15 protein-coding genes are annotated in these 17,291 nt (G+C 41.9%); 4 read left to right on the forward strand and 11 right to left on the reverse strand.

Features of this window, described 5'->3' with window-relative positions:
- Positions 1-117 precede the first annotated feature (117 nt).
- The 4 genes from QS39_RS01705 to QS39_RS01720 are packed head-to-tail and all read left to right on the forward strand — an operon-like array spanning position 118 to position 3,050.
- Positions 118-444 (forward strand): PadR family transcriptional regulator, encoded by a 327-nt coding sequence (locus tag QS39_RS01705; RefSeq protein ID WP_000273858.1) that lies wholly within the window; start codon positions 118-120, stop codon positions 442-444.
- Complete coding sequence (locus QS39_RS01710) at positions 431-1,024, forward strand: DUF1700 domain-containing protein (protein ID WP_077804449.1); 594 nt, start codon at positions 431-433, stop codon at positions 1,022-1,024. Before QS39_RS01705 ends, QS39_RS01710 begins: the two co-directional genes overlap by 14 nt.
- Positions 1,017-1,928 carry a DUF4097 family beta strand repeat-containing protein gene (locus QS39_RS01715; protein ID WP_077804450.1) on the forward strand — a complete coding sequence of 304 codons (912 nt, stop codon included), beginning with the start codon at positions 1,017-1,019 and terminating at the stop codon, positions 1,926-1,928. The genes QS39_RS01710 and QS39_RS01715 overlap by 8 nt, the downstream gene beginning before the upstream one ends.
- 57 nt (positions 1,929-1,985) lie before the next feature.
- Positions 1,986-3,050: a DUF6574 domain-containing protein gene (locus QS39_RS01720; RefSeq protein ID WP_077804451.1), complete on the forward strand. Its 1,065-nt coding sequence runs from the start codon at positions 1,986-1,988 to the stop codon at positions 3,048-3,050.
- A gap of 212 nt (positions 3,051-3,262) precedes the next feature.
- Here QS39_RS01720 and QS39_RS01730 read toward each other — a convergent pair whose 3' ends face one another.
- From QS39_RS01730 to QS39_RS01780, 11 genes are all read right to left on the reverse strand, one after another.
- Positions 3,263-4,123 (reverse strand): DUF4299 family protein, encoded by an 861-nt coding sequence (locus QS39_RS01730; protein WP_077804452.1) that lies wholly within the window; start codon positions 4,121-4,123, stop codon positions 3,263-3,265.
- 121 nt (positions 4,124-4,244) lie between these two features.
- Positions 4,245-5,231: an oxygen-dependent tRNA uridine(34) hydroxylase TrhO gene (trhO, locus tag QS39_RS01735; protein ID WP_077804453.1), complete on the reverse strand. Its 987-nt coding sequence runs from the start codon at positions 5,229-5,231 to the stop codon at positions 4,245-4,247.
- 131 nt (positions 5,232-5,362) lie between these two features.
- The gene (locus QS39_RS01740; RefSeq protein ID WP_180375045.1) at positions 5,363-5,659 is read right to left on the reverse strand and encodes a bacteriocin immunity protein; all 297 of its coding nucleotides are present in this window, start codon (positions 5,657-5,659) and stop codon (positions 5,363-5,365) included.
- A 69-nt stretch (positions 5,660-5,728) separates the two neighbouring features.
- The gene (locus tag QS39_RS01745; RefSeq protein ID WP_077804454.1) at positions 5,729-6,418 is read right to left on the reverse strand and encodes a CPBP family intramembrane glutamic endopeptidase; all 690 of its coding nucleotides are present in this window, start codon (positions 6,416-6,418) and stop codon (positions 5,729-5,731) included.
- A 238-nt stretch (positions 6,419-6,656) separates the two neighbouring features.
- On the reverse strand, positions 6,657-8,138 hold the full coding sequence (locus QS39_RS01750) for an ABC transporter substrate-binding protein (protein WP_077804455.1): 1,482 nt from the start codon (positions 8,136-8,138) through the stop codon (positions 6,657-6,659).
- A gap of 103 nt (positions 8,139-8,241) precedes the next feature.
- The gene (locus QS39_RS01755; RefSeq protein WP_023945674.1) at positions 8,242-9,165 is read right to left on the reverse strand and encodes a carbohydrate ABC transporter permease; all 924 of its coding nucleotides are present in this window, start codon (positions 9,163-9,165) and stop codon (positions 8,242-8,244) included.
- 13 nt (positions 9,166-9,178) lie between these two features.
- Positions 9,179-10,108: an ABC transporter permease gene (locus QS39_RS01760; RefSeq protein WP_001032150.1), complete on the reverse strand. Its 930-nt coding sequence runs from the start codon at positions 10,106-10,108 to the stop codon at positions 9,179-9,181.
- Positions 10,109-10,316: 208 nt separating this feature from the next.
- Positions 10,317-12,197: a beta-N-acetylhexosaminidase gene (locus QS39_RS01765; RefSeq protein WP_077804456.1), complete on the reverse strand. Its 1,881-nt coding sequence runs from the start codon at positions 12,195-12,197 to the stop codon at positions 10,317-10,319.
- Positions 12,191-13,060 carry an ROK family protein gene (locus QS39_RS01770; RefSeq protein WP_180374980.1) on the reverse strand — a complete coding sequence of 290 codons (870 nt, stop codon included), beginning with the start codon at positions 13,058-13,060 and terminating at the stop codon, positions 12,191-12,193. The genes QS39_RS01765 and QS39_RS01770 overlap by 7 nt, the downstream gene beginning before the upstream one ends.
- 83 nt (positions 13,061-13,143) lie before the next feature.
- Entirely contained in the window at positions 13,144-15,789 is a 2,646-nt protein-coding gene (locus tag QS39_RS01775) for an alpha-mannosidase (RefSeq protein ID WP_077804458.1), read from the reverse strand.
- Between the two features lie 98 nt (positions 15,790-15,887).
- Positions 15,888-17,168 (reverse strand): glycoside hydrolase family 125 protein, encoded by a 1,281-nt coding sequence (locus tag QS39_RS01780; RefSeq protein ID WP_077804459.1) that lies wholly within the window; start codon positions 17,166-17,168, stop codon positions 15,888-15,890.
- Between the last annotated feature and the right edge of the window lie 123 nt (positions 17,169-17,291).

Consider the following 17,291-nt stretch of genomic DNA (forward strand, 5'->3'; position numbering starts at 1 on the left):
TTTTTTATATATAAAAATTTTACACATTTCTCTTGACAGGGCTTTCTTTTAGATGTACAATGTATGTGTAGAAAAATTATATATAAAAATCTTACACATTAGAAAAGGAGGTTCCCCATGTACTTTCCAACATCCTCTGCCTTGATTGAATTTCTCATCTTGGCTGTACTGGAGCAGGATGATTCTTATGGTTATGAGATTAGCCAAACCATTAAGCTGATCGCTAATATCAAAGAATCTACACTCTATCCTATCCTAAAAAAATTGGAAGGCAATAGCTTTCTGACAACCTATTCTAGAGAGTTCCAAGGTCGCATGCGCAAATACTACTCCTTGACAAATGGTGGTATAGAACAGCTCGTGACCCTAAAAGATGAATGGGCACTCTATACAGACACCATCAATGGCATCATAGAAGGGAGTATCCGCCATGACAAGAACTGAATACCTGACTCAGCTAGAACTCTATCTCAAGAAACTGCCTGAAGTTGACCGCATGGAAGCCATGGACTATTTCAGGGAACTCTTTGACGATGCTGGAGTCGAGGGAGAAGAAGAACTCATCGCTAGCTTGGGAACTCCTAAAGAAGCAGCTCACGAAGTCCTCTCCAATCTTCTCGATAAAAAAATCAATGAGGCACCCGCTCAAAAGAATAACCGACAAATTTTGCATATCGCCTTGTTAGCTCTCCTTGCAGCACCCATCGGTATTCCTCTGGGAATCGCCATTCTCGTGTCCCTGTTCGCAATCTTTGTGGCAGCCTTGACTGTCATCTTTGCTTTCTTTGCGGTTTCCATACTAGGTATCATTGGCGGATTCCTATTTTTAGTTGAAAGTTTCACTGTCTTAGCCCAAGCTAAATCAGCCTTTATCTTGATTTTTGGTTCTGGTTTACTGGCTATCGGTGCTTCTTCACTAGTCTTACTAGGTATTTCCTATGTAGCCCGCTTCTTCGGCCTACTCATTGTTCGCTTGGTGCAATTGGTTCTCAAAAAAGGAAAGAGAGGTGACCAGCATGCGTAAGTTTACAAAAGGATTTCTCATTTTTGGTGTGGTGACTACCATTATCGGCTTTATCCTGCTCTTTGTAGGCATCCAATCTGACGGGATTAAGAGTTTGCTTGCCATGTCCAAGGAGCCTGTCTATGATAGTCGGATGGAAGAGTTGACCTTTGGCAAGGAAGTCGAAAACCTAGAGATTACTCTCCATCAACACGCACTGACCATCACAGACTCTTTCGATGATCAAATCCACATTTCTTACCATCCATCTCTTTCTGCTCACCATGATCTTATCACAAATCAGAACGATAAAACGCTGAGCCTCACTGATAAGAAACTGTCTGAAAGTCTGTTTCTCTCTTCTGGAATTGGCGGGATTCTCCATGTCGCAAGTAACTACTCTCGTCGTTTTGAAGAAGTTATTCTACAAGTTCCAAAAGGAAGAAGTCTAAAAGGAATCAACGTCTCAACCAATCGCGGTCAAACCAGTATCACTAATGCCACTCTTGAAAATGCGACCCTCAATACAAACAGCTATATCCTCCGAATTGAAGGAAGTCGTATCAAAAACAGCAAATTCACGACACCCAATATCATTAATATCTTTGATACAGACCTTACAGATAGTCAGCTAGAGTCAACAGAGAATCACTTCCACGCTGAAAATATTAAAGTATATGGTAAGGTAGAACTAACTTCTAAAAATGTGCTCAGTATCATGCTAACTCAAAAAGAAAGCCAAGAAATTAACTTAGACCTCTCGAGTCACCATGGTCCTATTTATCAGTTATCGAGAGATGAGAGTCAACGCCACCCCAACGAATTAAGCAACCCTTACAAAACTGAAAAAACTGATGCAAAAGGTCAACTCATCGCTAAGGCTGATGATTATATTAGTCTTGAAACTACAGCTAACAGACCTTAATAAACCTATTTATATCGACCACTATGACACATAACCCACTAAAAAGGAGGTTCTACCATGAAACAAGAATGGTTTGAAAGTAATGATTTTGTAAAAACAACAAGCAAGAACAAGCCTGATGAACAAGTCCAAGATGTTGCAGACAAGGCTGAAGAAAGGATAGCCGATCTCGATACGCCAATTGAAAAAAATACTCAGTTAGAGAAGGAAGTTTCTCAAGCTGAAGCCGAACTTGAAAACCAGCAAGAAGAGAAAATTGAAACGCCTGAAAACGGTGAAGCGAGAACAGAAATAGAAGAAAAGAAAGCATTAGATTCTGCTGAGGAAGAGCAAGACCTTTCTAAAGAAACAGAAAAAGTCACTATAGCTGAAGAGAGTCAAGAAGCACTTCCTCAGCAAAAACCAACCACGAAAGAGCCCCTTCTTATCAGTCAATCCTTAGAAAGTCCCTATATCCCCGACCAAACTCTAAAATCTACGGATAAATGGAAAGAGCAAGCGCTTGATTTTTGGTCTTGGCTAGTGGAAGCAATCAAATCTCCTACGAGCAATCTTGAAACAAGTAGCACACACAGTTACACAGCCTTTCTCTTGCTCATTCTGTTTTCTGCATCTTCCTTTTTCTTTAGTATCTACCACATCAAACATGCTTACTATGGACATATAGCAACTATGCATAATCACTTCCCTGAACAATTTGCTTCATTAAATCTCTTTTCGATTATCTCTATCCTAGTAGCAACAACACTCTTCTTCTTTTCATTCCTCTTGGGCAGTTTCGTTGTGAGACGATTTATCTACCAAGAAAAGGACTGGACGCTAGAAAAGGTTCTCCAACAATATAGTCAACTCTTGGCAATTCCAATCTTCCTCACTGCTATTGCTAGTTTCTTTGCCTTCTTTGATAGCCTACGATTTACAGCCCTCTTGTGTGTGATTAGCATTGGAATCATTCTACTTGCCAGTCTCCATATCATTACAAGACCTAGTCAAGCAAGTGAAACCGACTCCTTCTATCAGTTATTCTTGTCTGTCCTTGTGAACGGAGTCATTATCCTCCTCTTCTTTGTAGCTGAAGTGGCACTGATTGGAGATTATCTTCGTATCTTGGCCTTTCTTTAAACTTCATACTCTTCGAAAATCAAATAGCTTCGCCTTACCGTAGATATATGTTCCTGACTTTGTCAGTCTTATCTACAACCTCAAAACAGTGTTTTGAGCAGCCTGCGGCTAGCTTCCTAGTTTGCTCTTTGATTTTCATTGAGTAGCAATCCTGTCTTCCATGGCAGGATTTTTCTATGTCAAAAAAGCAAGTCGATTGACCTGCTTCTGATTTACTCTTCTTGTGCTAATGCTTTAAAATCTTTGTCTAAGATGGGTTGCACTTCTAATTGATTGGCATCTAGTTGGTGGTAAGATGCTGATGGTAGTGACTCTAGGAATTTTGCATAGTTCAAGCGAGCGATAGCTTCATAGTCTTCTGGTTTAGAGCCGTCTCCTGTGATTTGAACCAAGTCAATCTCCCACTGCACTTCCTTATCCACCAATTGCTCCATATAGGCAGCAGGAACAAATGGTTCTCTCGGTAAAACGGTCTTGACTCCTTGAGCCAGATGGTAAACACCGTGAACTTGTCCTTCTCCATCCTGATAGAAGGAAACTCTTGCAAAGTAAGCATCTGTCTCTTGAACCGCACGCACACGCGCTTCAAACTGAGCCAAGCCATCTTCCTCTAAAAAGCTTTTCAAGTCCTCATGACTAAAGAAAATAGGATTAAAAATTCCTTGGCAAATCGTAAAACGAGCTGCATTATCTGCTAGATAGGCTTGAATACTTGCTTGGAAATAAGCTTCAAAATCAAAACCATCTAGTCCTTCAATCTCAGTTCCTGTATAAGCAAGCAGGGCATCTAAAAATGACTTGATAAGCTCCCAGTCTGTCTTCGTTAGTAGGTCAGGAAGATCGACACGGTAAGCCTTTTGACCATCAGCATAACTGACCTTAAAAAGAAATTGTGATTGTCCCACTATCGCACACTCAATATACTCAAGACGGCTAAGAGGCTGACGGAGATAGACAGCATCATAGCTATGTGACTCCAAGCCATCTACCAAGGCCAAGATAGACTTGGCAGTCAAAATTTCCTGTTCTCCTAAAATGCTCTGTTTATTTAGAATAAAAAATGTTTTCGTCATAACTGGACTCCTTTGAAATCGTTTACATATAGTATACCTTATTTTTCTGAAAGATACAGAAACAAACTTTAGATTTTTGAGTAAAAAGCATAGAAAAACAGCCCCTAAGGACTGTTTGATATTATACTGTAGCTGCTTGATCCAAGCTTTCACCGATAGCGGCTAGGCGCTCGACAACTTCAGCTTGTGTCAATTCATTTTCTGAAACATAGCGGTTACGTGGGTGAACACGGCACTCGTGTGAGCATCCACGAAGGTACTTGTCTTCATTTTCTTCTGATGTCAAGATACGACGGTTACAGAAGGGATTTCCACAGTTGACATAACGTTCACATGGTGTTCCATCAAACCAGTCTTTCCCTACGATGGTTGGGTTGACATGGTTAACATCCACGGCAATACGCTCGTCAAAGACGTACATTTTCCCATCCCAAAGCTCACCTTGGACTTCTGGATCTTTACCGTAAGTTGCGATTCCTCCGTGCAATTGACCAACATCTTTGTAGCCTTCACGCACCATCCAGCCTGAGAATTTCTCACAGCGAACTCCACCTGTACAGTAAACTACGACACGCTTATCCATGAATTTTTCTTTGTTATCACGAACCCACTGTGGCAACTCACGGAAGTTGCGGATATCTGGACGGATAGCCCCACGGAAATGTCCTAGGTCATACTCATAATCGTTACGTGTGTCAAGGACAACTGTATCTTCGTCAAGAAGAGCTTCTTTGAACTCTTTTGGAGACAAGTAAGCACCTGTTGTTTCAAGTGGGTTGATGTCATTGTCAAAGTCGTTGTCTTCCAAACCAAGGTGGACAATTTCTTTCTTGTAGCGAACAAACATCTTCTTGAAGGCTTGTTCATTTTCTTCGTCAATCTTGAACCAGAGGTCTTCCATACCTGGGAGGCTGTGAACGTAGTCCATGTATTTTTGAGTTGTTTCATGGTCACCTGAAACTGTTCCGTTAATTCCCTCGTCAGCGACTAGGATACGGCCTTTAAGACCGATTGATTTACAGAAAGCCAAGTGGTCTGCAGCAAATTGCTCTGCATTTTCAATTGGAGTGTAAAGGTAGTAAAGTAAGACACGAATATCTTTTGCCATAAGATTTGTTCTCTTTTCTATTCTTAAATTTTCAGAATTTTTCATCTAACTATACTAGTATACCTGCTTGAGAAAGCGAATGCAATTTATTTGACTGGAAATTGTAGAAAGGTGCTTATCCCTGCACTTCATCAGTAACCATAGCGAATCGCAGATAATTCTCTCAATTTTTTGATCTGCTCGGATTGACTTTCTGACAAACTTAGCTTGTTATCAATCAATACGCGCGCAAGGTCAACATTCATTTGACTCAATATAAATGGGGTAGAGGTCCCATCGTCCTCTAATCGTCTTTTATAACTCACTAACAGATTTTTCAAGGGAGTAAGTTGAGGCGTATTGTTTATACCTTCCAGTAGGTTATCTATGATCGTCATGGCTTCACAACGCCTTTCACTTCCTCCTGCAAACCATTTTAATGGTGTTATTCTTATTTCCCTCCTGAAACTCACTTATAAATTTGATAAACTATCATTCCTAACTCTCATACCAATATTTTACCCAAATACCCTGTGTAAAAAAGTCAGCAAAAATGGTAATGTCGCGAAAATATTATTAATCACATGCACCGCATAGGAAGGATAAATGCTCTTGGTATAGCGGGTCAAACTAGCAAAGATGATGCCAGATGTTGCAAAGACGAAGATATCTAACAAACTAGGCAGGCTTGAAAAATGAGGAAGAGCAAATAAAATTGACGGAAGAAGCAAATCAAGGCCAAATCTCGAATGCTTAAAAAAGGCGTGTTGCATTAATCCTCTATAGATTAGCTCTTCCATAAGTGGAGTCAGAAAGAACAAAGTTATATAGATACCTAGCTCAGCAAAGTTGGTCCCACTATAACCGATCAATACAGCCCAACCTTCAGCAGTTGACTGAACATGTTTAGCTGTCTGAACGTTAAAAGAGATCTGGAACACTACCACTAATACTGTCAAAATCGAATACCAAAGCCATTTTTTTCTCGAAATGCGAAAAAGATAGCCGTGCCCTGTCTTAACCAGAATCCAAATCATGACTCCGCTAAATAGCAAACTCAAGAGATTTTGAATCCAGACGAAATTGCCAATCTGGGAAGAAAATTGCCAATAATTTTGAACAATAAGCGTCAGCTGAGAAAGACCAAATACGAAAAATAAGTAAGAGAAGACTGCACTGATTTTGAATAGAAGTTGATACTTTTTCATATGAACTCTCCTTTGTAAACTCGATACATCTCTAATATAAGCTATATTTTCTTAAATCCTTACTCCAAATCCTAAATGGTGCTTAAGATTTCCTGAATGGTTAAAATAAGGGAAATGAGAAACAGAAATATCTATGTCTTTATTTCAAAAAATCACTGCCTCCCCCAGATAAGCCTGAGGAAAACAGTGATTCAGTTTTTAGGAATTAGGAATGAATACACGAAATCAATTTAGCTGATTATTTTTTGTTTTTCAAGAATTCATCGTATTGTTTTTGCATTTCGTTCAATACTTTTTCGTAGGCACCTTCAGATTTCAATTTTTCCATCAATTCTGGAATCGCTTTGTCTGGGTCTACAGTACCAGTGTTGATAGCTGTATCGAATTGTTGCATTGTGTTAGAGATTGCTGAGATTTCAGATTTCACATTGTCAGTGTTAAAGATGAATCCAAGTGCTGGAGATTCTTTAGCTTCAGCCAATTGTTTCTTAGAATCTTCGATTTGTTGGTCTGTAACGTTTTCATTGATGTAAAGAATCCAGTTGTTACCAGTATTCCATCCACCCATGTGAGTGTTTCCTTTGTAGCCATCAAGGACTTTAACACGGTTTTCTTTACCTGCAAGTTTTTCCCAGTTCTTGCCTTCTGGACCGTAAACAAGACCGTTCAAGAGTTCTGGGTTAGTGTTCAAGAGGTTCAACACTTCCATTGATTTTTCTTTGTTCTTAGAGTTGTTTGAGATGACAAAGTTAGCAACTTGTGTTGTTTGGTTTTTCTTGATGAAGTTAGTGATTGGTTTGATTTGGATATCTTTGTTTGCAACACGTGAAAGCAAGCTGTTACCGTAGTCAGCTGGTCCCACTGTCTCTTCACGAACGAACCAAGTATCTTGTTGAAGGTCAAATGAAGTATCGCTTGTTGCTACGTCTTTTGGAATGTAGCCAGCTTCATAGAATTTGTGAAGAGTCTTCAAGTGTTCTTTGAAACGAGGTACTTCGTAACGGTTTACGATCTTAGTAGTGTCTCCTTCAAGGTCGATAACGAATGGGAGTCCATTTGGAACTGGGTAGTCAAAGTTATCAGATGGGATGAAGTTCTTAGTAACCGCAAATGGCACTACATCTGGAGCTTTTTCTTTGATTTGTTTCAAGACTGGTTCAAGTGTTTCATATGAAGTGACACCTGAAATATCGATACCGTATTTAGCAAGAAGAGTTCCATTGAAGGCGAAGTTTTGAGATGATGCAACGTTGGCTGCAACTGGAACTGCGTAAATTTTACCGTTAATGCTGTTACCTTTGATGTAAGCTGGGTCAAGTGCCTTGTAAAGATCTTTACCTTCTTTTTTGTACAATTCTGTCAAGTCAGCGTAAGCACCTTTTTGAGCGTTTACAACATAGTTATCTGCAAAGGCGATATCATAGTTTTCACCAGATGATGTGATAACTGACATTTTCTTACCATAATCACCCCATCCAAGGTATTGGATATCCAATTTAGCACCAACTTTTTCTCCGATGATTTTGTTGGCATTTTCTAGCAATTCATCCAAGTTATCTGGTTTGTCACCGATTTGGTACATTTTGATAACAGTTTTTTCACCTGAAGCTGAGTCAGCAGCTTTTTTGCTGTTACCTGAAAGGTTTCCACAAGCAGCGAGACCAGCAGCCAAAGCGACTACGCTAGCAGATGCAAAAGCATATTTTTTCCAGTTTTTCATGACAAAAACTCCTTTTTTTATTTTTAAACTTATAAACAATGTAATGATCTTAACTTCACGCAAGAGAAGTTTGGAAATGAGAAATGATTTTTCTCGACAAGTACTATTCTTTCACACCACCGATAGTCAAACCTTTTACAAAGTAGCGTTGGAAGAATGGATACAAGATCGCGATTGGAAGGGTTGCGACCACAACCATGGCCATACGACCTGTTTCTTTCGGTAGAGCAACTCCCAGTTGACCTGAAAGGCCGACTGCTTTGGCGATGTAGTCCATATTTTGCTGGATTTGCATGAGCAAATATTGTAATGGATACAAGTTGTCACTCTTGATATAAAGAAGGGCGTTGAACCAGTCATTCCAGAAACCAAGAGCTGTCAAGAGCGTGATGGTTGCGATACCTGGTAATGACAATGGCAAACAGATTTGGAAGAAGATTCGTGCTTCACTGGCACCATCGATACGAGCGGACTCAAGAATGGCTTCTGGGATAGTCTTCTTGAAGAAGGAACGCATCAAGATGATGTTAAATGGTGAGAGAAGCATTGGAACAATCAAGGCCCAAACTGTATCACCGAGTTGAAGTAAACGAGTCACCACAATATAGCCTGGTACCAAACCAGCGTTGAACAACATACTAAGAAGGGCAAAAATCGTAAAGAATCTGCGATACTTAAAGGTTGTCCGCGAGATGGCGTAGGCATAGGTTGTTGTGATAAAAACGTTTGTGATAGTCCCCACCACTGTTACAAAGACTGAGATGAAGAGGGCTTGTAGGATTTTATCCTTAAACTGTGCCAAGAACTCAAAACCGTCTAAGCCAAATTGAGATGGGAAGAAGCTATATCCATTTTGCAGGATACTCTTTTCATCTGTCACCGAAATCACGATAACGAATACAAAGGGTAGGATACAAGATAGGGCGATCAAACCAGAAATGATACTGAAGAAGATATCTGCTTTCTTACTGAAGGAGTGAATGCCGACATTATCAATTTTTTCTTTTTTAATTTTCTTTTCTGCCATATTCTCCTCCTTTCTAGAACAAGGCTGAGTTTGGATCAACTCGTCTTGCCAGTAAGTTTGATAGGATAACCAGAATCAAGCCGACAACTGATTGGTAGAGACCTGCCGCTGAAGCCATCCCGATATCCGCTGTCTGAGTCAAACCGTTATAAACATATACGTCCAAGACATTGGTTACGTTATAAAGCTGACCAGCATTGTGGGGGATTTGGTAGAAAAGACCAAAGTCTGCACGGAAAATATTCCCGACTGCCAGGATAGTCAATACGGTTACCAATGGTGTCAACTGCGGAATGGTTACATTGCGAATTCGTTGCCATTTGCTGGCCCCATCCACTGTCGCTGCTTCGTAGTAGGTTGGATCAATTCCCATGATTGTCGCATAGTACATGACACTGCTATATCCAAAGCCTTTCCAAATACCTAGGAAAAGGAGAAGGTATGGCCAGATACCCAAGTCAGCGTAGAAATTGATTTCCTTCATTCCGATAGATTCTAGGAAATGGTTGAACACACCTTTATCAATGTTTAGGAAAGCATCTGTAAAGAAACTAATGATAACCCAAGACAAGAAGTAAGGGAACAACATAGAAGTTTGGAAAATCTTAACCATTCTCTTAGAACGGAGTTCACTAAGGATGATGGCAATCCCTACAGATACAATCAAACCGATAAAGATAAAGCCGAGATTGTAGAGGACAGTATTTCGAGTGATGATAAAGGCGTCTTTTGAACTAAATAAGAATCTGAAATTATCGAGTCCGACCCATTTACTATTCATGATACTATCTATGAAACCATTACTGGTCATGTGGTAATCTTTAAAGGCAACCACGTTCCCAAATACTGGAATGTAGAAGAATAGAATCAACCAGAGTGCCCCTGGTAAAACCATCAAGAGAAAGATCCAGTTGTCTCTCAAGGTCTTTGAAAACTTATTCATAATTTCCTCCCTTTTTTATTTTGATATCCATCTAAAAATTCTTTTTTAGACTTTTGATAACGATTACATTATTAGTATACTCCTATTTGCAGGTTAGGTTAAACTACTAATTATAGAAAAAACTCCACAAATTATTTTATGTGGAGTACTTTTTAAGAAAGGGATGTTTCACGCGAAACACTCTGAGTAAGGCAAGATGTTCTTGTTTTTAGGTCGTGTAAATCGTTGAAGCTGTCGCAATAGTATGCCACTGGTTGGCTGTTGTGGCTGCGAAGTCCTTGTCTGCGTAGAAGTCTGTAAATGGTAAGATTTCCACTTCTAGCTCGTCGATACGATCCAGCTGACCTGCCAGATAAGCCTCGATGCGACTTTCTGCTCGCTTGATGCGTTGCAAGAGTCCGCCCATGCGGATATCGACCGTATCCAAGCCAAAGACCTTGTTTTCCTTCAACCATTGGTGACTAAAGAGGGCATGGAAGTCTTCAATTTGGCTTCTGAGTTCTGGTAATTCTTGTCTTGCGATTTCTTGCAGACTTTCCTTATCGTTTACTTGATAGGCCTGACGAATGCGTCGTCCCACATCCACTTTGCTACTTAAAATAGCATTCAACTGGGCCTGAGTTTCAAAGAGGTAGGCATAGTTGCCAGCTTTTTCTTTAATGTCAGCAAGCATCTCAGCAGCCTGAGCGAAGTGCGGTTTGTCCTGTTCAGGTGTCATGTGTCGGTCAAGGAGCGGACAGAGAATATCCTGATAAAAGACATAGCGGTTAGGATTGATCCCGCTGAGATTGCCTGGCAGGTCTGGTAAAAGGTTGGCAAGGTCAATCTGCATAAAATCTTCAACCGATAAACCTGTATTGGTCTTGAAGTGTGCAGACAAACGGTCCAGGTCATTGCGGTAGCAGAGTTCTGCCCAGATTTGCAAGCTTGGTAGGATAGAAAACTGGGCTGTTTCCCCACCATTGTCCCCCCAACCCGTCACAATGACTTCTTTGATGTCATTGGCACGACAGGCTTTATTGGCTTCAAGAGCGATAAGACGGCTGAAATGGTTATTCGGTGTGAAACCAATCCACTTCCAAGCACCACCTGCAAAGGCAAGGTCATGGCTAATCTTGTGATGGTTGCGGAAGTTGCGATTGTATTTTTCCTCGCTATCCTGATAATAGTCCCAGTAAACCAAAGTCACTCGGTCTTTGAGACGGTCTAGGTAGACACGAGTTTCCTCTGGAATTTCCACATCACGGTCATACTGGCCATCTGCTGACATGAGCTTGAAGAACATATCGCTCCACATCTGGCAGTGGAAACCATACTTATCGGCAATATCCAGCACGCGCTCCAAGTGTTGGCACATGAGGAGACTACGATCCATAACACCGTTCAATATCAAGTAGCGTCCCAAACCAACCAAGTGGGCTTCGTCCATCCCGATATTGACCTTGCGAGTTTGTAGTTTAGATAGAGTAGCAAACATGCCATCAATCAGATTATAAACCTTTTCTTCGCCGATAAGGAGAATGTCCTCTACATCACGGAGCTCCTGCACTTCCTTGACACCCCATTTAACAAAGGCTGACAAGTGGGCCAAGGTCTGAATACAAGGAACAAAAGTCATGTCAAACTGTTGGGCGTAGGCTTCGATTTCCTGCAACTCCTTAGCCGAATAAGCCCCGCGGAAATAACCAAAGTAAGGTTGTCCCTCAATCTGGTAGGTGTCTTCCATGTAGAGCTCAAAGGTTGAGTAGCCCATGAGAGCCAAGACCTCAATCATCTGCTTGGCAGAAGCCACATTCAGCACCGCATTTCGAGAACAGTCAGCCATGTAGGCTAAATCTTCATAAGCCGCCTTCTCCTTAATCTCTACTTTATCACCTTCTGCTAGAGCTGTTACCAACAAGGACAAGGCACGATAAAGTTGGTGAGGTTTGCTGTAGGTCAATTGATAGTGACCATCCTCACCCTTGATAGAGATGGAGGCTTGGTCAGACTGAGTGACAGCCACTTCAACATCTGGTAAAGAAATATGCTTTGTCAGCAAGTCGATAGCCTGAGTTTGTTTGGGACTAAGTCCTGTAAATCTTACCATTGATTTTCCTCCTGTAGCCAGTTGACAAGGGCACCGTAGAGATTAGCATCTGCATGATAGGTGCAGGCTTGGATAACTGGTGCGACCGTGTATTCTTCGTAGGTATCGACAAAGTCGTCAACAGCCTTCCTGACACCTTGGATAAAGTCTGGATTTTGGCTGATAGAGCCTCCCAGACTGATAACATCTGGATCAATCAGATACTGAATATTGAGCAAGCCTTGCGCCAGATTACGGTTCATGCGCTCAATGGCTTCTTGACAAAGGGCATTTCCTGCTTCGGCCTCTTGGTAAATCTTGCGACCGTCCCAGTCAGTCTGACCAGATTTTTCAATCACGTATCGCACCATATTCCCAGTTGACGCTAGTTGCGACCAGTTATTGAGTTTTTCAGCAGGGGCAAGGGTTGTCATGTAGCCAAATTCTCCACCCAGGCCGTGGCGACCTCGATGAAGTCTGCCATTGATAATCATAGCTCCGCCAATCCCTGTCCCAATCACGACACAGGCTGCATTTTCAAGTTCTGGATGAGCCAGTAATTCACTGAGTCCAACGCAGTTGGCATCATTTTCCAGATGGACAGGAATCTGATAAGAGCTAAGCGCTTCATACCAAGAAAAGCCGTGGATATAAGGGACAGCACTGAAGCCATCAATCACCCCTGTTTCTTGATTAACCGCGCCTGGAACGCTCATAGCAATCCCGCTATAATCCTGCTCTGACAAACGTTGGTCTAACCAAGCTAGTAAGTCCTCCAAGTTTTCAGGCGTTGGAATACTTGTCTTATTCAGTATTTTCCCATCAGGAGTCAGACTGGCAAACTTAATCCCAGTCCCTCCGATATCAATTGTTGCAATGGTCATTGTTTTTACCATAAAAAGGGGCGAATCAGCAGTTAGTTCTTACCTTTTCGCCCCTCCTTTCTTTTTATGTTTACTTTTTGAAATTAAATTTCTTCTTTTTTGATAAATTCTGTACGAATCTCTTGTGGTGAAATGAGGCCTCTATGAACTGGGTATGGTCGTTCAAGTAGGTCAAGGAAGAGATGTTGACTTTCCGGTACACGTACATTTTCACTACACATATTGTAGTAACGAAGCACATAGCCTTCTTCATTTTCAGCTACCTTAAAGGCTGTTGGACAGATTTGCGGTATGCTGAGAACGGAATAGCTCAAGAGGCTACCAGTCGCAGCTACACTTCCTTCTTGTCTAGCAATCTGAAGGCTGGTAAATGGTGTCTGCAAGGCTTTAGCACGACGATAGGCTGAGAAGCGTTCTTGGGCTTGGTGGCATTCAAGCGCAAACTCGACTTCAAACTCACGCAAGCATTGTGCTTCTGGTGTTGGGAAGTAACCCCAGTCACCTAGCTCACCTGATGCACGCAAAATAGTCACTGCAATGGTGTCGTCCCCAAGGATTTCGTATTCATTCAATCCCTTGTTGGATACAGTCACCCCTTTTTCATCGTCATACAGACTAACAAAGGCTTGTTGGTGTTGAGGATTTTCAGGATTTTCCCATGAAGCTGCTGGTTTGTTTGGTCGTGTCACCACCTCATAGATGCTTTCAGAATCATTGCTTGGACGCGTGTTATGAGTCTTGACCAAGAGACGGATACGGTGATCTTTGGCAGTGTTGGTAAAGCGAGTCTTGCAACGGATTTGTGGATTGTCAACGAAGATAGTCATCTCAGTTTCAAGAGGAATGCTTGTCAATTCTTCTGAACGTCCAGCTTCACGCTTCATAAACTCGATGATGCCTTTTTGCTCTTCTTCTAGCTTTTCATCTGCACTGACAGGCACGGTCAATTCATGTTTGAGCAAAATCTTAGCGTAGCGAGCTGTGTTTTCCAAGACCTCGTAGCCCTTAAGCTCTGCATAGATTGGCTCTGTTCCTTTTGGTTGGAAATAGATATACTCGTTTCCGATGTCACCACGATCTTCGAAGCGGATAAAATCTTCATAGGCTTCGTGAGTTGTCTTATCATAGACTGTGATGTTGTCATCCACACTCACCGTTACAAATGGCGTATCAATCACTCCGTTTTGGTAAATACCGTCGCGGTGTTCTTGTTCTCCTTCCAGTAATTGGAAGGTTGTCCAAGAGAGAGGTGTTAGATGAACAGGGACTGTCACGCGCACTTGACGAGCAATACGAGCTTGGCGGAACTTGTCTTTTGGTAAATCGTACTCAAAATTAGCCCCAAGGTCTTCGATTTTATCCTCTACAGGACGCCCATCCAAGTCCTCCACACGGTAGCTTGGCAAGGTAAGAGCAGCCATCTTCTTGTAGCCTTCTGTTGGGTGCAATTCCTTGAAATCACAAGTCGCCACATCAATCACTGTGCTGACAGTATCGACCTTATCATGCAAGCCTGTGTTAATAACAGTAAAGAGATAATCACTTTGAGCCTTAGCTGTAGCGATTTTACCCTTCCATTCGTTGAGAAGATTGGTCTTAACAAAGGTTCCGACTTGGTTAACCTTGGCAAAACGAGTTTCCATCTCACGGTGAACTTCGTCCACGCTACAGCCACAGATACTATCATGCGGCGCGTTCTGCAAAAGAGTTTTCCAAGCATAGGTCAACTGATCCTTGTGGTTATGACCCCCAGTGATAATCGTCAAGGGTTCTACAACTTGCTCTAGGAGCTTGCTATTTTCTTGGAAGGCTTGTTTGAGATAAATACGAGATGAAGAAGTGTTGGCAAGTGTGTACCAGCCGTCTGTTTCCTGACTGGTCAACTCGCCTGTCACCGTTGATAACTGCTCTGGTAGAGCACCTTCCACGGCTTGGACATATTCATCAAAAGAACTATGAACAAAGGTTACATCTGGGAAGAGTTCATTTGCCACACGAATGGCTTCGCTCAGATTTTTCTGTACAGGCTGGTGGTCACATCCGTTCATCATCAACCATTGGTTGGTCGAAGCGTAGGCACGCACGTCTGCCAGTTTTTGTTTCCAGAAGGTCAAGGCCTCGTCTTTATCAACTGGAATTTCATTCCCGTTACTGTACCAGTTGGCAAAGAGAATCCCGAGGACACGACTACCATCCGCACCCTGCCAGTACATTTCTGAAAACTGAGAAGTAAACTGCTCATCTTCGAGGACTTGGTTGTCAAATCCAATCGGTTTCACACCACGACCAAAGGCTGCCACATGAATGCCTGATTTTTGAAGGATTTGAGGCGCTTGCCCCATATTTCCAAAGGTATCTGGGAAGTAACCAACCTGAGTTGATTTGCCCCATTTTGCAGACTCCTGCTGACCGATAAGAGTATTACGGACATTGGCTTCACTTGAAATTAAGTAGTCATCTTGCAAGATGTAAAAAGGACCAATTTTAAGTTTGCCTTCGTCGATGTATCGTTGGACTTTGTCGCGATTTTCAGGGCGAATCTCCAAGTAGTCATCAAGGACAATGGTTTGACCATCCAAGTGGAAGCTCTTGAACTCAGGGTCATTTTCAAAGAGATCAAAGAGATTGTCAAATAATTCCACCAACTGCATACGGTGGCTTTCAAAAGGCAAGTACCACTCACGGTCCCAGTGACTATGTGAGATAATATGTACAACAACATTTTCCATGAAGTAAAACCTCATTCTAAATTTAAATTTTTATTGTTAACGTTTTAAATGTAAATTTGTGATTCTTTCCAAGAATCAGTTGCGCTAAAGCGTGTTTCTTATCGGATATCCAAGTAATCCAAGACCAACTCACAGAACATCATGTTGGCCCAAGAGAACCATTCACGAGAGTAGAGAGTTGGGTCATCTACGTGGAAGCTTTCATGCATAACACCTGTACCCCCATCGCAAGCAACCAGCTGATCCAGCAAGAATTTCTTCTCTACCTTATCTCTTGTTGTCAAACCTTGTATAGACAGAGCGATTGGCCAGATATAGCGATAGAAGGTATGAGAACTTCCGAGACCGCTAGCGTATTCTCCTTGATAGAAATATGGATTTTCTGGACTAAGGATGGTACGACGAGTTGCTTGATAGACTTCGTCGTCAATATCGCAGTAGCCCAGATAAGGTGCAGCCAACAAACTTGGTACGTTTGGATCATCCATGATGCTGGCATTTCCTAGACCATCCACTTCAAAAGCATAAATCTTTTCGCCCTTGCTGTTGGTTGTGTAGGCGTAGTTTTCAATTCCTTCTTGGATTTCAGACTGGAGGCGCTTGGCGTCTGTGATAACATTCTGGCTATCAGCTAGGTTTAATGCTACAAAGATTTCTTGCACATAACCCAAGACTACTACAGCAAACATATTTGACGGAATCAAGTAACTATACTGACAGCAGTCATCACTCGGACGAAAGGCTGACCAGGTCATACCTGTCACTGCAAAATCAGGTCCAAAGCCATCATTTACCAAGGTATCTTCCTTGCGGTCCGTATCCCGGACAAAACGATAAGGAGAGTTCTTGTGGTCTTGTTCTACCGTCCACAGATGGAGAATTTCCTTAGTCGCTGTGACAAAAGTTTCATCAAATTGACTAGTCTCGCCAGTTTCTTTCCAGAGGAGATAAGCCAACTGCAAAGGATAGCAAAGTGAGTCCACCTCATACTTGCGTTCCCAAATCCAGCCATTAAGGTCTGTGTGGTCAGTTTCGTGGTGCCCCTTCCAGTTTTCCTCGATGTTAAAGGAATTGGCATAGGGATCTTTGAGTACCAAGGCCATCTGACGTTTGACCAAACCTGCAATGGTCTGACGCAGGAGGGCATCTCTTTTAGCCACATGCAGATAGGGTCTGAGTTGGGCTGTCGAATCTCGAAGCCACATAGCAGGAATATCCCCAGTCAAGACAAAAGTTGAACCGTCTTCTAAGATTTCAACCGTATTGTCCAAGGTGTCGGTGTAGCAACGCTCGAAAACATCCACCCACTCTGGATGGTCCTTAGCCCGCTCTGCCACTTCATCTAGCCATTCTCTAACAATTTCTTTCGAATAAATCATCGTGCAGTATCCTCTTTCAAACAAGTTTCATTTTCAGTATATAGCTTTTGAGACAGAAAATACATACACAAATGATAGTCATTTTTCTACAAAATAGTTATCTTTGAAACTCCTTTTCTAAAG

The sequence above is a fragment of the Streptococcus mitis genome, from assembly GCF_002005545.1.
Classification (GTDB): Bacteria; Bacillota; Bacilli; order Lactobacillales; family Streptococcaceae; genus Streptococcus; species Streptococcus mitis_I.

What these genes read in the sequence shown, in the direction of transcription:
- QS39_RS01705 (WP_000273858.1), top strand. Translation starts at nt 118, where the DNA reads ATGTACTTTCCAACATCCTCTGCCTTGATTGAATTTCTCATCTTGGCT.
- QS39_RS01770 (WP_180374980.1), bottom strand. Translation starts at nt 13,060, where the DNA reads ATGACCATTGCAACAATTGATATCGGAGGGACTGGGATTAAGTTTGCC.
- QS39_RS01750 (WP_077804455.1), bottom strand. Translation starts at nt 8,138, where the DNA reads ATGAAAAACTGGAAAAAATATGCTTTTGCATCTGCTAGCGTAGTCGCT.
- QS39_RS01755 (WP_023945674.1), bottom strand. Translation starts at nt 9,165, where the DNA reads ATGGCAGAAAAGAAAATTAAAAAAGAAAAAATTGATAATGTCGGCATT.
- QS39_RS01710 (WP_077804449.1), top strand. Translation starts at nt 431, where the DNA reads ATGACAAGAACTGAATACCTGACTCAGCTAGAACTCTATCTCAAGAAA.
- QS39_RS01775 (WP_077804458.1), bottom strand. Translation starts at nt 15,789, where the DNA reads ATGGAAAATGTTGTTGTACATATTATCTCACATAGTCACTGGGACCGT.
- QS39_RS01780 (WP_077804459.1), bottom strand. Translation starts at nt 17,168, where the DNA reads ATGATTTATTCGAAAGAAATTGTTAGAGAATGGCTAGATGAAGTGGCA.
- trhO (WP_077804453.1), bottom strand. Translation starts at nt 5,231, where the DNA reads ATGGCAAAAGATATTCGTGTCTTACTTTACTACCTTTACACTCCAATT.
- QS39_RS01745 (WP_077804454.1), bottom strand. Translation starts at nt 6,418, where the DNA reads ATGAAAAAGTATCAACTTCTATTCAAAATCAGTGCAGTCTTCTCTTAC.
- QS39_RS01715 (WP_077804450.1), top strand. Translation starts at nt 1,017, where the DNA reads ATGCGTAAGTTTACAAAAGGATTTCTCATTTTTGGTGTGGTGACTACC.
- QS39_RS01765 (WP_077804456.1), bottom strand. Translation starts at nt 12,197, where the DNA reads ATGGTAAGATTTACAGGACTTAGTCCCAAACAAACTCAGGCTATCGAC.
- QS39_RS01730 (WP_077804452.1), bottom strand. Translation starts at nt 4,123, where the DNA reads ATGACGAAAACATTTTTTATTCTAAATAAACAGAGCATTTTAGGAGAA.
- QS39_RS01720 (WP_077804451.1), top strand. Translation starts at nt 1,986, where the DNA reads ATGAAACAAGAATGGTTTGAAAGTAATGATTTTGTAAAAACAACAAGC.
- QS39_RS01760 (WP_001032150.1), bottom strand. Translation starts at nt 10,108, where the DNA reads ATGAATAAGTTTTCAAAGACCTTGAGAGACAACTGGATCTTTCTCTTG.